7 protein-coding genes, 1 tRNA gene and 7 pseudogenes are annotated in these 14,804 nt (G+C 68.0%); 5 read left to right on the top strand and 10 right to left on the bottom strand.

Annotated features, from left to right (window positions below; translation table 11 throughout):
• Positions 1 to 16: 16 nt before the first annotated feature.
• Together D7231_RS32325 and D7231_RS32330 are read right to left on the bottom strand one after the other, a co-directional pair.
• Positions 17 to 840, bottom strand: a pseudogene (locus tag D7231_RS32325) (TnsA-like heteromeric transposase endonuclease subunit).
• A gap of 248 nt (positions 841 to 1,088) precedes the next feature.
• Positions 1,089 to 2,318: a DNA-binding protein gene (locus tag D7231_RS32330; RefSeq protein WP_242000037.1), complete on the bottom strand. Its 1,230-nt coding sequence runs from the start codon at positions 2,316 to 2,318 to the stop codon at positions 1,089 to 1,091.
• Between the two features lie 301 nt (positions 2,319 to 2,619).
• Between D7231_RS32330 and D7231_RS32335 the strand changes: the two genes are divergently transcribed.
• Positions 2,620 to 2,693, top strand: a tRNA-Met gene (locus tag D7231_RS32335).
• Positions 2,694 to 3,085: 392 nt separating this feature from the next.
• On the opposite strand, the gene D7231_RS32340 is transcribed toward D7231_RS32335, so the two are convergent.
• Entirely contained in the window at positions 3,086 to 4,111 is a 1,026-nt protein-coding gene (locus tag D7231_RS32340; protein ID WP_242000038.1) for a helicase associated domain-containing protein, read from the bottom strand.
• Positions 4,112 to 4,343: 232 nt separating this feature from the next.
• Here D7231_RS32340 and D7231_RS32345 point away from each other — a divergent pair, with 232 nt between their 5' ends.
• On the top strand, positions 4,344 to 5,552 hold the full coding sequence (locus tag D7231_RS32345; protein ID WP_120759515.1) for a cytochrome P450: 1,209 nt from the start codon (positions 4,344 to 4,346) through the stop codon (positions 5,550 to 5,552).
• Between the two features lie 562 nt (positions 5,553 to 6,114).
• Here the strand turns inward: D7231_RS32345 and D7231_RS37910 are convergent.
• Positions 6,115 to 6,565: pseudogene (locus D7231_RS37910) on the bottom strand (IS5 family transposase); the annotation flags it as partial.
• A gap of 1,213 nt (positions 6,566 to 7,778) precedes the next feature.
• Here D7231_RS37910 and D7231_RS32355 point away from each other — a divergent pair.
• The gene (locus D7231_RS32355; protein ID WP_120759517.1) at positions 7,779 to 8,114 is read left to right on the top strand and encodes a histone-like nucleoid-structuring protein Lsr2; all 336 of its coding nucleotides are present in this window, start codon (positions 7,779 to 7,781) and stop codon (positions 8,112 to 8,114) included.
• A gap of 231 nt (positions 8,115 to 8,345) precedes the next feature.
• Here the strand turns inward: D7231_RS32355 and D7231_RS32360 are convergent.
• From D7231_RS32360 to D7231_RS32370, 3 genes and pseudogenes are all read right to left on the bottom strand, one after another.
• A pseudogene (locus D7231_RS32360) lies at positions 8,346 to 9,126 on the bottom strand (IS5 family transposase).
• 82 nt (positions 9,127 to 9,208) lie between these two features.
• Positions 9,209 to 9,784 carry a transposase gene (locus D7231_RS32365; protein ID WP_120759519.1) on the bottom strand — a complete coding sequence of 192 codons (576 nt, stop codon included), beginning with the start codon at positions 9,782 to 9,784 and terminating at the stop codon, positions 9,209 to 9,211.
• Positions 9,781 to 10,296, bottom strand: a complete 516-nt coding sequence (locus D7231_RS32370; RefSeq protein ID WP_120759521.1) for a winged helix-turn-helix domain-containing protein — start codon at positions 10,294 to 10,296, stop codon at positions 9,781 to 9,783. Before D7231_RS32370 ends, D7231_RS32365 begins: the two co-directional genes overlap by 4 nt.
• A 25-nt stretch (positions 10,297 to 10,321) precedes the next feature.
• On the opposite strand from D7231_RS32370, the pseudogene D7231_RS38615 reads away from it, so the two are divergent.
• Positions 10,322 to 10,531: pseudogene (locus tag D7231_RS38615) on the top strand (transposase); the annotation flags it as partial.
• A 681-nt stretch (positions 10,532 to 11,212) separates the two neighbouring features.
• Here the strand turns inward: D7231_RS38615 and D7231_RS32380 are convergent.
• Both D7231_RS32380 and D7231_RS32385 read right to left on the bottom strand, forming a co-directional pair.
• Positions 11,213 to 12,463 carry an IS110 family RNA-guided transposase gene (locus D7231_RS32380; protein WP_199739502.1) on the bottom strand — a complete coding sequence of 417 codons (1,251 nt, stop codon included), beginning with the start codon at positions 12,461 to 12,463 and terminating at the stop codon, positions 11,213 to 11,215.
• 541 nt (positions 12,464 to 13,004) lie between these two features.
• A pseudogene (locus tag D7231_RS32385) lies at positions 13,005 to 13,680 on the bottom strand (transposase family protein); the annotation flags it as partial.
• A 19-nt stretch (positions 13,681 to 13,699) separates the two neighbouring features.
• Here D7231_RS32385 and D7231_RS32390 point away from each other — a divergent pair.
• Positions 13,700 to 14,257: pseudogene (locus tag D7231_RS32390) on the top strand (IS5 family transposase); the annotation flags it as partial.
• Here D7231_RS32390 and D7231_RS32395 read toward each other — a convergent pair.
• Positions 14,243 to 14,589 (bottom strand): annotated as a pseudogene (locus D7231_RS32395) (helix-turn-helix domain-containing protein); the annotation flags it as partial. The pseudogenes D7231_RS32390 and D7231_RS32395 sit on opposite strands and share 15 nt — an antisense overlap.
• Positions 14,590 to 14,804 lie beyond the last annotated feature (215 nt).

The raw sequence follows: 14,804 nt of genomic DNA on the forward strand, positions 1-14,804 counted from the left end.
CTGCCGCCCACCGCGCTCACTCCCCGCCCAGCATGCCGGTTCCCGCTCCCGATCCGCGCCCCGGGCCGCCCTCGCCAGGCACCCAGACCGGCGACCGGCCGTGCAGCGGCTCATCGAGTCCCGCCGCCAACCGCCCCGACCACAACGCGTGGTAGACGACGGGAAAGACCTGCAGCGGATCACCCACCGCCGCCACCCCGTCGAACAGCGGCTGGGGCACGGTGAACGCCTCCACCAGCGCAGCCTGCAGCCCGGACGCCCCCCGGTACCGGGGATGGCGGTAGCCCGCCAGCCACCGCAGATTCGCCACCACCACCGCAGGCGGCGGCTCCAGCCGCCGGTACGCCCACCCCACCCGCGCACACGCCGCTTCCAGCACCGCCCCCGCCCGCTGCGCCCTGGCCCCGCCCGCAACCGGGCTGGAGGGCAATCCGCGAACAGCCCGGTGCCGTCCGCGTACCGGGCGAAGAGCTGCGGCACCCACGAGCGGACCCGGCCGCCGGGCCCGTCCCGCCACACGAACCGAACAGGCCGCCCCGCCAGGCCCGTCACCGCCGGTTCCCGGTCCAGCAGCATCAGCTGCGTGCGCATCGCGGCCGACCCATGCACCACATGCCGCCCGGTACTCGCCGACCACCACCAGCCCGGACCCCACCGACGCCCCGGCACCACCGGGAACGCCGACACCGGCACCAGTTCCTCGAACCGCACCGATGCCACCGCCTGCTCCCACGACAGCTGCGTCACCTGTCCGGCAGGACTACTGAAAGAGACCTCCACATCCGAACCACCCCTCCCCAGCAGCACACCGGGCACCACACGTAACTCCGCGTCCTCCATGCCGGACAGCCAAAGGCGTAGCGGCCATGCACAACCCGCGAACACAGCCCGTCCCGCTCAAAAAGATGATTCTCAGCAGAAGCGCGAACCGCGCGACACCGCTTCCCGTACGATCCGTACCGGCCCGTGCCGGGCGTGTTTCCCGTGTTCTGGCCCCACGCCACCACGCGATGCCCGCTGCCCCACGACGGCGAGGCCTGCACGCACCGCGCCCCGCGCCCTCCACCAGCAACACCCGCCCTGTCCGGCTACCGGTCTTCCCCGTCCCTGTACGACCCGAGGACCTCCGCTGCCTCATCCACGGACATCCGGGCCCACCGGGCCACCTCCTCCATCCCCACCCCGGCACTCACAGCCGCCACCATGACCCGCAGCAGCGCCTGGTCGAGCAGTTCAAGACCCCGGCCAAGGCCCTGCAGCAGGTACTGCGCCGCATCCGCGGTGGTACCGCTCTGCGCGCCACGCAACTGCAGCAACTGCTCCTCCGCGTCACCCAGCAGGTTTTCGATCAGGAAGCGCTGTTCCGCCGGCACCCTGGCGCGCCAGTTCGTGCCGGAACCGGGCGTCTTCCTCTCCCTGGACACAGAACGCAGCCCGGCGGCCATGGCCGATGGCTGGTGTTCCTGGCGCACCCACCACAGGTTCTCGTCGAACCGCGCGAACGGCCCGAGCCGCCCTCCGGGACGGCGGCGGAGCCGGATGACGGCCCCCATCCACGCAAGCAGCGGGCCCCCGTGGTCGACCGCGACCAGCGGCCCCAGCCATGGACGCCCCACCCGCTCCCCGAGCCGGCGGCAGAACTCCCCGTCCGCAGGCAGCGGCCGCGGACGCTCCCCGCCGCTGTCGGCCCACACCCGCTGCGCCATGCCCGGGTCCAGCAGAGCATCCGCGACCGCCACCACCTCAGGGAAGATCACCGCATCCCGTCCCACCACCCGCCACCACTCCAGATCACTCCCCGCGTTGCCGCCCGCGACCCGGTGCAGGCGGCGCGGCCAGATCTCCTCCCGCTCCCACCCGTACGCCCCCTCCCACCACCGAGCCACCACCGCATACGCCAGACCGAACACCTCACCCACATCCACTCCCGCCCGCACCGCACGCCGCGCCACCCCGGACCACCGCCGCCGGGCCGCCACCACCTCCGGGACCCCGCGCAGGTCCAAGTGCTCCAACATCTGATCGACGTCCGCATCCAGAGCCCACCGCCCGTGCCGGACACACACCCGCTCCCACCGCTGCGCGTACCGCACCACCCGCACCGCGGCCCCAGTACGCCGCACCGCACACAAACGGCACCCGAAGGCCGCCGGTCCCACCACCGCGCCCCCGACCCGCCACCCCCCCGCAACGCCGGCCTCCACCGCCGTAAAACTCGAGTCCTCCCGCCCCCAGGACGGCAGCGCCCGCGCCAGCGTCTCTTCCCCGGCCCCGGACAATTCCACCAGCGCGCGCCGGCCCGCCGCATCCAGCAGCACCTCCGCATCCGCCCGAAGCCCTCCGCCGTCGTGCCGAGGGCGGTGACCACGCCACCGCCAGCAGGACAACAGAGCCTGCTCCTCCAGTCCGTAGCGAGCGGCAATCCGGCAAAGAAACGACAACGTCGTCTCCCCGCTGACAGGAGACAGACGGAACACCCCGGGAACCATCCCTCCAGCCTCCCGGAAAACACAGCGCCCCAGCGCCGAACTTCCCCTTCTTGGATGGGTCTGGAAGACCGGTGCTGGCGGAAAGTGGTCTCCGGTACCTGTGAGGATCGCGTACGGTGAGTTCTACCGACGCGGGGTGGAGCAGCTCGGTAGCTCGCTGGGCTCATAACCCAGAGGCCGCAGGTTCAAATCCTGTCCCCGCTACTGCTGAAGAGGGCCCGGACCCGATGGGATCCGGGCCCTCCCGCATTCCTGGCCGCCCCTGCCAGGGCCGCGCCACTGGCCCGGCGCTCGGAGCCTGGGCAGTCTGCGCCAAGAGGCCGGGGTGGAGACAGATCTGGCTGATTCGAAGGCACTGCTGCGCCCCGGAGTCTGTGTTTCGAAGGCAATTTGATGATCTTGGCGTTTGTTTCGCTGGTGGCGGGGGCAGAGGGAGAGCGGGGGCGTCGGCGCGGTCGACCAGGTATCGGGCTGGGCCCGCGTCACTCACAGGGCCGCGGGCACCTATCGGTCCCCGGCAACTGCCCGAGTGGCTGGATCCATACGGACCCAGCCTCTGCTGTCTTTCTGCCGAGGTCATGTCCGCCGACTCGGCCTTACCAGCGGATGCCGAGGGTGTCGAGGTCTGCGCGGCGCTGCTCGCTCAGCTTGTCGGCTCGTTTGCGTACGTTGTCGGTCCAGGTGCCGAGCTTTACCGGCTGGTCTTCCACCGTCTCGATGTGTTTTCTGGGGACGTTGAGGTGGCCTTCGCGTGCGTGGTACTGGCGTGCGGCCTGGAGGTTGAGGGCCCATTTGTCTTCCTGTGTGCGTTTCACGGGCCGTTCGTGCTCCTCGGCCGGGGTGAGGCCGAGGACGTTTTCGAGGAGCCATCGCTGGACGGGCGTGAGCGTGTCCCAGCCGAGGCGGCATGCCTGGGCCCAGCGTCCGAGGTCTTCGCCCTGCACGATCACCTCGCCCGCCGCTGTCGGCATCGTCCCGCCGTCCTGGATGTGGGCCTGGGCGAGGCGGAAGCAACGCTGCCACCCGGCATCCCATACCGGGCACCAGCCCGGGTCGATATCCTCCAGCGCTTCCCTGCGCGCCTCGGTGAGGGCTTTCGCCCCGGCCGGGACGGGCAGGCCGGCCTCGCGGCGCTCCGCGAGGGCATCTGCGAGCCGGGCCGCGGTGCGCATGTTCTTCGCCCAGGTCCCGACTGGATAACCATCCCAGACAGCGGCGGCGGGCGGGAGGAAGTGCCCGTGGACGGCGGCCCAGGCGCGGGCGGCGGTGAGTCCTTCTTCGAACGCGACGTCCTGGTGGGACCAGACCATCCCCAGCCGGTCCAGCTCCTCCACCCGCGTCCTGCCCAGGCTGCCGGCCTTGGCGAACTTCCGCTGGTCAGCCAGCCACGTCCCGAGCGGGAACCCCGCGGGCCTCCATTCTGCCGGGGTGACGTACCCGTAGGGCACCCGCAGCTGCTGCGCCCCGGTCTCGGCCATCCAGCGGGTGGCGGCCTCGATGCCACGCCGCCAGAAAGCCGTCTCGGGGTTGATCACCTGTAGCCGGATGAACTGCGCCAGGACCATCGGATTCGTGGGGTTGGAGAACTTCAGCAGTTCCCGTGTCGTCCTACTCGGGCCCACCTCACCACCAGCGGCACGCTCATGGAGTGTCACCTGCGCTGAGAAGCGCAAGTAGCAGCAGGTGCTGCACTGCTGCGGCCCCCGGCTCGCTGCGGGCCGCCGGCGTTGCAGCGCCGCCCGGGTCCCCGCCGCCGCCGTAACGTCTGCTGTGCTGCACTTTCATGCAGCCGTCCGGTCCCAGCCCGGCCCGCGTCGATAAACTGATATCGCGTCGCTAGAGACTGAGGACACCATGGCTGGTGACACTGCTCGCCCCTACCCTGCCCCGGAGCTCCCCGGCCTGGACTTCGACCCCTTCCTTGCCGGAGCTCTGCGCGAGGGCCCGGCCGTAAGAATCCGCCTCCCTTGCGGGGAGGGAGAAGCCGAATGCTGGCTGGTGACCCGCTACGAGGACGTACGCTTCGTCACCTCGGACCCACGCTTCAGCAGGCAGATCCTCGGCTGCCCCATCCCCAGCATGAACCGCTACCTCATCCCACTCGACTCGGCTGTGAGCTTCGTAGACCCGCCCGACCACACCCGAGTTCGCACCGTTGTGGCGCCGGCCTTCTCCGCCCTCAGCGCCGAACGCCTTCGGCCACGGGCCCAGGTTCTCATGGACGGGCTGCTCCTCAGCCTGGAGGCACAGGGACCACCCGCCGACCTCATCCGGCACGTGATCTCCCCGTTCCCCCTGACACTCATTGGCGAGATCCTCGGCATCGCCGACGAAGACCGCCCGCAGATCCGTGACTGGGCCCAGGCTCTCCTGACCCGGGCCACCAGCAACGAAGACGTCACCCACGGACGGGCCATCCGGGCGTCGCTGCACCAATTCTTCAGCGAACTCGCCGCCCGGCGGCGCGCGCACCCTCGTACCGACCTCATGACGACCATGGTCACGGCGGTGACGGACGGACGCATATCCGAAGAAGAGCTCCTGGCCATCGCCTCGCTCATCGCCGTCAACGGATGGCACGCCATGCGCAACATCCTCGCCAACATGGTCTACACCCTGCTCACCCACCCTCAACTCATGCGTCAACTACGCCAGCACTACCTGCTCACACCGACCGCCGTCGAAGAACTGCTCCGGTGGATCCCCCACAAGAACGGCATCGGGCAGCCACGCAAAGCCACGCACGACGTACACGTGGGCGACACCCTGATCCGGGCAGACGAATACGTCTACGTCTCCTACGTCGCAGCCAACTGGGACAGCGCCCGCTACCCACAGCCCGAACGCATCGACTTCCACCGCCAGGGACCGCCCCACCTGGCCTTCGGGCACGGCCCTCACTACTGCCTGGGCCCCCACCTGGCCCGCATGGAAGCTGCTGTCCTGCTCTCCACACTCGTCGGACGATTCCCTCACCTGCGCCTGGCCGTACCGCCGTCTCAAGTGCAATGGCAAGCCAGAGCTCTCATCCGGGGCCCGGTGACGTTGCCCGCCGCCTGGTGAAAAGCATGGCTTTCCGCTGAGTGGCCGCCTGGCCCATCGACGACCGGAGCCTGTTGAACGGCCGGTCTGCTCTCGGCTGCTCCGGGGCAGTCCACCTGGCCTGCTGCCTTCGATAGGGCAACGGCTGTGGCACCCGTTGTCCTCTGCGGCCACGTCGGCGTGTGGTTCATCTCCGGCCACCACCTGGTCTCGTGTGGCGGCGGCTGCATGGGCCGTCGGTCCGCCCGGACGGCGCTCCTACGTTGCGTTCGGGCGGACTGGTTTTCGTCAGCGCACGCTGCGGCGCACGGTGGTTGCCGGCGCTGGCGGGTTGGTCAGCCTCGGCCAGCGGTCACCAGCACTCCCACGGCTGTGGCCATGAGCGCCATCGCGGTGAGGGCACCGGTGATCGGGGTGGACCAGGTGGTCCTGTGGTGCAGCAGGAGCAGAACTCCCCAGCGCCGAAGCCGACAAGCTCCTCGACGGCGCCGTGGGCAGGGACGGGGAACTGGCCGAGATGTGGCACCACGTCCGCAAGGACCTCCACACGCAGGCCACGTATCCCGTGTAGTCCCATGCCTAAGAGTGTGAGGGTGCCGAGGTAGATGTAGGCGCGTTTCTCGTAGCGGGTGGCGACAGCGCTGAACCCCTTGAGGCGGTTGATGGCGCGTTCGACGGTGTTGCGTTTCTTGTAGCGTTCGAGGTCAAAGCCGGTGGGCCGGCCGCCTCGGGATCCTCGGTTCTTGCGGTGTCTTTGCTGGTCGTGGCGTTCGGGGATGGTGTGCCGGATTCCACGTCGTCGCAGGTAGCGGCGGTTTCTCCGGGTCGTGTAAGCCTTGTCTGCCAGGAGATGGCCGGGCCGGGTGCGGGGCCGTCCGGCTCCGCACCCGGGGCACGGAGATCTGCTCCAGCACGCGCTCGAGCTGGGGGCCGTCGCCGTAGTGCCCGGGCGTCAGGACGAGGGCGAGGGGCCTGCATCGTCCCTCGGCGACGAGGTGGATCTTGGTGGTGAATCCTCCGCGGGAACGTCCCAGGCACTCGCCGAGCTGATCACCTCCTCCAGCCGGACGGCCACGAGTAGCAGCAGAACCTGCATGAGGGCGGTCACACCGCCGCCAGGCTCAGCCCGAGCGAGGCTGCCGCCCTGACACGCCTACTGCATGCAGCCGTACACCGTCTTCCCGTAACCATGCCCACCGGGCAGATCCCGCGCCTTCAAGGGCGCTGGCTGCTTGCCCTCTCGGCGGGCAACCGGCCCGCACCCCGACGTGTTGTTCGCCCTCGGCCTGGCCACACGCCCCCTGCCCGCCACACCACAGGGAGAGGCACGACGATGTCCCCGCGCGAAACGGCCGGGGAGGCAGCCGCGCAGATCCCCCCACCCCGCCGAGCCGTGCTTCCTGCTGCCGACGCGGCGCACACCATCCCGCGCCAACACCCAGGCGGCTTCCCTCCACTTGGCGGTCCCCGTGCTCCCACTGCCAGCGGCTGGCCGCTTCTCACCCGAGCCGGACAAGCAGACCATGCTCCTCGCGTACCGACTGCACGCACGCATCGCCCACCCCGTCTATGCCGCAGCGCTGGCTCTGTGCCTCCTCACCGGCCACGCGCAGGCCCAGCTGCCCGGCTCCACCACGCCAAGGCCCCCACAGAACCCAGCCGTCAGGGAGCAATACCACGGCGGGCTACATGCCTCATCGAGCCAGGACTCCTCTTCGGGATTCTGGGCTGGCCGACCCGCCGTGACGGGCCGCTGCGGTTCAGCCTCCGGGACCAGGCGGCCGCGACCGAAGCAGCCCGCACCTGCGCGCTGCACGAGCTCCCAGTGCCCGGCCCGCGGCGAGGACGAACCCGCGGCCCGGCCATTCTGCCCCGACAACCCTCTGATCGAGACGACGGAGGTGACGATGACCAAGCCGTTCGCCGAACTTTTCGACGCGATCCGCCGCGATGACCGTTCCTGGCCGTAGACGATCAGCGCGGGGCAGATCACCGGGCGGACAACCGTGGTGAACTGCTCGTCCGCCACCTTGGCCCGAACGGCAGGGCAGAGGTGACAACTGCGCTAAGCGGACCCCAGCCGGGCATCATCGACCACAGGGCGAAGGTATGTGCGGGCATCAGGGCCAGATCGATCGCCCATGCTGCGTGGCCCATCGTCGGTCGACCCATCCCTTCGAGGCAGTTCGTAGCACCAAACGGCCGATCATGGTCTTCGAGCCCCTGTGAGGGCCCTAGAATCCGCACATGGCCCAGAAGATCATCACCATCTATACCGACGACCTCACGGGAGAAGAAACGCAGGACGTTGCCACCCATACCTTCTCCATCGACGGCATTGCCTATGAAATCGACCTTGGCCCTGACAGCTACGAACGCTTGTTGCAAGCCCTCGGCCCATTCGTGAAAGCCGCCCGCAAACAAGGTAAGGCAAAGAAGCCGATGACACGCACCACTGTGACTCGTTCAAGCGAGGACACAGCAGCCATCCGCACCTGGGCGAAGGAGAACGGATACAGCGTCAATGACCGGGGACGCGTCCCGGCCGATATTCGCAGTGCCTACCTCAAGGTCAACTCCTGACCTGCAACAAATCCGGCGAACTGGCGTATGAGGGCCATTGGGAGTGGTCCCAGGGCCCCGCCGGTTTTGCTCCACGCCACCGACCACTCGCCCGTGACCGCATGGAGCGGCCGCGGGCATGAGACCTTGCCTCTGTCCCAGGAGTACTCCCGGCCTGGGCGTACTCCATGTGCTCGCGGGTGTTGACTATCACCAGCGCCGGGCGCAGCGGACTCCACCCTACAGGCCATTTCATTCGGGGAGTCTGCGGTAGCAGGTGAGAGCTGCAGCGATACCTGTGCACGCGAGGAAGTGTTTGGGCTTGTGCTCGTATCTACGGTGGAGGCGTCGGCATCCACCCAGCCGGGCAACGGAGCGTTCGACGACCCGGCGGTGTCGGCCGAGGTGCTCGGAGGTCTCGATGCCACGGCGGGCGATGAAGGTGTGATGCCCTGGAACTGTAGCCAACGTCGCAGGTGGAGGTAGTCGTAGCTCTTGTCACCGTGCAGCTTCGCAGGGCGGCGTTGGCGGAGCCCGCGGCGGGAGCGGATGGGCGGTATGCCACGTACGACAGGGTCGAGACCCTGGCTGTCGTGGGTGTTCGCCGCGGAGGTACCGATCGAGAGCGGCAGGCCGTTGCGGTCGACAATGAGGTGAATCTTGGACCCCTTCTTACCCCCGGTCGGTCGGATTCGGTCCCGTCAGATGCCCGCTTTGAGAGCCCGGACGCTGACCGAGTCCATCGCGCACCGCGACCAGTCCAGCTCACCCCGGGCACCCCGCTCGTCGAGCACCAGGTGGTGGAGCTTGGCTCAGACCCGGGCCCGGGACCACTCAGTGAACCGCCGGAAAGCAGTCACCCCAGAAGGCCCGAACCCGGGCGGAAGCTGCTGCCACGTGCAGCCTGACGTGGCCACGAACACGATCGCGGCGAGCACTTCACGGTCACCGTGCCGCCGCCGGCCCCCGCCCTGCGGACGCACAGGCCCCAGCGGTACAGCTGGAACAATGCCCACAGCCCATCCGGCACCAACCGCTCAACGAGCTTCGTCGTCGCCCCGCCACGATCCCGCAAGGCCACACCAAACGACACGACTTGGTGCTTGAGATTTTCGTTAGTTCTGTGGCGGTTTGGGGTGGATGGTGAGTCCGGTGTGGGTGAGGAAGGACCAGGGGAGTTGTTCGTTTGAGTAGACGCGGTGGATGCCGCGTTCGGTGGCGTCGGCGACATCGGCGAGGTGGTCGCCGGCGAGGTTGGCCAGCTCGCGGGTCTTGATAGCGGACCACAGCAGTTCCACGGGGTTGAGCTCGGGTGCATAGGCGGGCAGTCGTTCCAGGGTGAGCCAGTCCTGGTCTGCCGCCCAGGCCCGCATGCCCCGGCTCCAGTGCGCGGACAGTCCGTCCCACACCAGGATCACCGGCTCGCCGGCGTAGAAGGTTTTGACCTGTTCCAGCACCTCGATCAGGGAGGTGGTGTTGTAGCTGCCGGGCTTGAGGTGGAAGCACAGCCGCGGACCACGGCCGGGGTCGGTGGCGTGGTAGCCCAGGGCGGCGGCCATCGAGGCGCGCTTCCAGTTCAGCCGGTGCCGCAGGACGGGAGTGCGGCCGCGGGGCCCGTAGGTGCGGCGGACCTCAGGCAGGAGTGACACGCCCGATTCGTCGAAGAACACGATCCATGCACGTTTCTTCACTGCCCCTTTTTGATGCGCGGCCATTCCTGGGCGACCCACCGGGCGATCTCGGAATCGTCCCGCTCGACAGCCCGGCGCTTGGGGCGCTGCAGACTCCAGCCCAGCCGCCCGGTCAGCAGCCGCCATACCGATGCGCGCGCCAGCGTCACCCCGGTCAGTCGTTCAATCACGACGCCTGCCCGCTCCAGGGTCCACAGATCGGCCTCGAACCCGTGCGCCTGGGCACCCTGCTCCAACGCGGCCCGAACCGCCTCGACTTGGGCATCATCCAGCTTGGGCGGCCGGCCGGTGGCCGGACGCCGCCGCAGCGCCTGGGCCCCGCCCTCCTCCCACATGCGCTTCCACCGGCGCACGCTCTCGGGGTGGATCCCCACCATCCGTGCGACCTCGGCATCAGAGCGTCCCTGCTCGAACAACTCGACCGCGCGCACACGCCGGGCCTCAGCCAACTGCGGCCGCGTCAGCGGCGGAACAGGAGCTTCGGACACAACAGAAAGAGGCTCAGAAGGCACACCAGCATCCTTACATCGCTACAGCCCCCGCACCCACAGAACTAATAAAAAACTCAGTAAGGGCATCGAAACCCCACAACGACTGGGCCGGCACCGCTGGGCCCTCGAGCGCACGATGTCCTGGCTCGCCGACTGTCGCCGCCTCCATCGCTGCTACGAATGCAAAGCCACCCGCTTCCTCGCCTTCACCAGCATCGCCTGCACCCGCATCTGTTACCGCAGACTCACCAAATGAGATGACGTCTATGTGTGCGATTTTAAAACATCTTATACACCCTCGCGTATGAATGCTGCCCCGTGGCATGCCTCATAGAGCAAAGCGGGTGTGGACTTGATGCCAACAAGAACACCGGATCGGCTGGGCCGGTAGACCTTGCCGACCCGGCTGTGACTGAAGGGACTGGTATGGCAAATATCCGTAAAACCCATGCCCTGACATTCGTGGCTGCGCTCCCGATCGCGGCGGTCTTCGCCCTGACTGGCACAGGTTCCGCCTCTGCAGTGGAACCTGCTCTCACGAACCATAGCTATAACAGCACTGCGCTCAGGAATTCATGCGGCGACCACGACTGCGGTGATGGCGGCTGGGGAGCCAGCGAACGACGGGACGATCACGGTGGGGTGGAGGGGTGCACCCACCGTCACCACGGCGAGATGCCGTGGCTGCTGAGTTCAATTAGCCTATGGCACAACGCTGTTGTAGAGATGTAGGGTGGCTCGCGCGTTAATAATCTCCAGAGTACTTATTGATCACGTTACAACTGATGGTCTGTAATGAGCAGGGCTTTCAGGCTGTTCGGGGAGTAGCTGTATGCCTCAGCTGTCCGGCCAGAAAGCCCTGTTGATCACCTGTCCTTGCGTACTATTTAAACGGTGTCCCGTAAGTCCTGGTTAGACACCTCGCGACGTTAAGGCGTCAAGCGGCGGAGGCGAGAAGCGTGGGGAAGGCGAGCTGTTCATCGAACAGCTCGCCTTTCTGCAGGCAGTGGTAAAGCTGTCCGATCATGCGGTTGAAGAGGTTCCTCTGCGCGGAGGCGTGCCAGTCTCCGTGCTCGTCACGCCGCCGCCTGTAGTGCGCCATGGCCCCGGCTGAGGCCCGCAGCGCAGAGAACGCCCACAGGTAGCCGGCATGGTTGAGCCGGTCGTTCTTCACCCACCGCCGCGTGACGCTCGACTTCTTCCCGGACGCCCGCGTGATGGGTGAAGAGCCTGCATAGGCTTTCAGGCCGCGGGCGTCGGCGAACCGTGTGCGGTCGTCTCCGATCTCGGCGAGCACCCGGGCGCCGAGCTGGACACCGAGCCCGGGGAAGCTAGTGATCACTTCGGCGTCCGGGTGCTGAGGGAAAGCTTCCTCCACCGCCTCGGCGAGCTCGTCGGCGGCGGCGCAAGCGGCCGTGAGCTGGAGGAGGAGGGCAAGCATCTGCTTGCCGAGCGCGTCCTCGACCAGAAGCGGCTGGTGAGCCCAGTCGGCCCGGAAGACCTGGCGGAGCCGCTCGGCCTCGGCCTCAATCCCGCGCTGGCGGCCGGCCCGCTTGAGCGCGGCGGCGATCTGCGTGCGCGTCAGCCGAGCCGCCCGGGCCGGAGTCGGGGCGGCCTTGAGGAGTTCTCGGGCCTCGGGGCGGCACAGGCCGTTCTTCCACGGCTCGAAAGCGGCCAAGGCGGACGGGTAGTACTCGCGCAGAAGCGAACGGAGCTGGTTGGCCGTCTGCTGCCGGTTCCAGACCACATCCTGCTGAGCCCGGGCCAGGACAGCAATCGCGCGGGCCAGGTCGCTGTCGCCCGGCAGGGACCGGTGGGCGTACATGTCCGTCCGGAGGATGTTCGCCAGCACCAGGGCGTCGCCGGGATCGGACTTCTTCCGACTGACGCTGTGCCGGTCGCGGTAGCGGGCGGCCGCCATCGGATTGATCGCAAAGACCTGCCGCTTCCCCGTCCGCAGAACGGCGACCAGCAGGCCGCGGGACGTCTCAATCGCCACCGGGATCGGGGCGTCCTCGGTGTCGCCGTACTCGGCGAGCAGGTCCAGCAGGATCCGGTAGCCGGCCGCGTCGTCGGTGATGTGGCGCTTGGCCAGCAGCTGGCCGGAGTCGTCGACCAGGGCAACGTCGTGGGTTCGTTCGGCCCAGTCGATTCCGCAGTAGATCAAGTTGCTCCTCCCCTTGAGCATGGGCTGTTTGCGCTGGTCACGAGCGCATGCGGGCCACGCAGCGACCTAATTCCAGGACTCGACCAGAGGTCGGTCCGCCACCTCGCTAGCCGTTCGTGGCACCAGCGCGCCACGCGGGCCTCGGTCTATGCAGGAGCTCGGACGGGCTCGGGCGTTTCGAGAGGTCACCGTGCGGCGGGCTCGCACCACGAAGATCAACGAGAAAGCTCAGCAGCAGGTGGTGGCGGCCGAGAAGGCGCCGAACGCCGCCGCTCTGACAGGAGGCATGCAGGCCGGGTGTGTGAAAGGCATCCGCCCGGCACCCCCGCGACCGCCACCACAAGCACGAGGACCGTCCGCACGGTCTAACCGGAGGCCTCACAAGCCCAGCTCCATGAAGGCATCACGATCCCCAGCACTCGAACAACCCCCATGGGACATGGGCCTCACGGAGATCCTTCAGAAGGAATTAGGTGTGTGATGGTCTTGGCGTGGGTGCTGGAAAGCGTGTTCCGCAGCCCGGTGAGCGGGCAGGCTGGCGCCGGTGGTTGGCGGTGGGTGGTCATGCGGCGAGGGCGAGGTTGTGCAGGTGGGCCACGGCCTGGACCGTGTGATGAAGTTTGTCGCCGCGTTGCTGGCAGTCACGGAGGATCTTGTAGTTCTTCATCCGGCCGATGACATGTTCCACCCGGGCACGGACCTTGCGGTGGGCCGCGTTGTCTTCTTCCTCGCCTTTCAGCAAGGGCCTGCCGGGGGCGTTTGAGGTGGGGGACGATCAGGCCGGTTCTGATGTAGGCGCCGTCTCCGAGCACGGTCACACCCTCGCAGGATGCCGCCAGGCCGGAAGCCCGCCACGCGCGGGCATCGGCCGTGGTGCCGGGCACCGGCCGGCCGGTGGCCACCACCAGGCGGGTATCCGCGTCCACGATGACCTGCACGTTCGCGGAGAACCGGTAGGTGCAGCTGGACGCGGACACACGGCGGTCCCGCACCGGGATCAACGTCCCGTCCACGATCCACAGCCGTTCGACCGCACTCTCAGCGGGCCGGACGGGCTCCAGCGCGAGCAACGGTCCCAGCCGCTGGATCACCCGGCACACGCCCGCCGACGGGACACCGAACAACACAGCGACCTGCCGCATGGTGAGGTTCGTGCGGTAGTACACGGCCACCAGCAGCACCCGCTCCGACAGCGGCAGAGCCCACGGCCGACCAACCCGCGGCCCGTCACCGCCCCGCAAGCCGTACCCGTCCGACCTGTCCGATGCTCGCTGGGCCCTGATCGAACCCACACTGACGACCTGGCGGGCGGAGCGGCAGAAGACCTCGCTCAACCTGGGCGGCAGGGTCGCCGACCTGCGGGAAGTCCTCAACGCGATCCTCTACGTCAACCGCACCGGCATCGCCTGGCGCTATCTCCCGCACGACTTCCCGGCCCACACCACCGTCTTCTCGCACTTCAGCGTCTGGACCGCCGACGGCACCATCGAGAAGATCGGCGTCCGCCTGCACCAGCTGGTGCGCGAGAAAGAAGGACGCGACCCCGAGCCCACCGCCTGCGTCATCGACTCCCAGAACGTGAAGACCGCCCACACCGTCCCCACCGACACCCAGGGCATCGACGCGGGCAAGAAGATTGTCGGCCGCAAACGCAGCATCGGCACCGACGCTCTGGGGTTCCTGCTGCTGGTCATGGTCACTGCGGCCAGCGTTTCCGACAACGAGGCCGTCAAACAGCTCCTGACCCGCACCGCGGCTACCCACCCCACGATCACCAAGGCCTGGGTCGACACCGGCTACAACGATGACGTAGTCGCCCTCACCCAGGCCGACGAGAGCTTCACGGAGACCAGGTGCCCAGGTCGCGAGGATCTCGAGTGTCTCGTCGACGTACCGCCAGGCCGTGGACTCCGATACCCCGAAGCCGGCCCCGACCTGCGCGAATGTCTCGTTCTTCCGAAGATGCGCCAGCACCAGCGGGGCCTGCTTGAAGCAGCCCAGCTTCCGCCAGGGCGACTTCAGCTCACTCCGGCGGGCGTGGATCAGCCACGAGACATGCTCGACCGGCTCATGCGGGACATCGAGCGTGGCAGGATAAGCGACCAACAGGGCCCCTTGGACGCCGGTGTGTTGAGTGGAATCACCACGCCAACGACAAGGGGCCCTGCCACGTCACCCGCCACCCCACCTGACCAGCCATTTCACCCTTCAAGAACCGGGATGAAAGAGGCTCACTGAACCTCTTTCAACCTGGCGCTGGAGGGTGAAACGGCCTGGTCAGAAGGGGGTGTGACGACGCGAGGCTCCTGGCCGTTGCGCTGGTGTTCTCACGCACCGCGCTTCGTCCGAGGAGCCTCGCTTG

It is taken from the genome of Streptomyces klenkii (genome assembly GCF_003626645.1).
In the GTDB taxonomy this organism is placed as follows: Bacteria; Actinomycetota; Actinomycetes; order Streptomycetales; family Streptomycetaceae; genus Streptomyces; species Streptomyces klenkii.

Excerpts from the sequence above, each read along its gene's own strand:
- D7231_RS32345 (WP_120759515.1), top strand. The coding sequence starts at position 4,344 with ATGGCTGGTGACACTGCTCGCCCCTACCCTGCCCCGGAGCTCCCCGGC.
- D7231_RS32355 (WP_120759517.1), top strand. The coding sequence starts at position 7,779 with ATGGCCCAGAAGATCATCACCATCTATACCGACGACCTCACGGGAGAA.
- D7231_RS32380 (WP_199739502.1), bottom strand. The coding sequence starts at position 12,463 with ATGCTCAAGGGGAGGAGCAACTTGATCTACTGCGGAATCGACTGGGCC.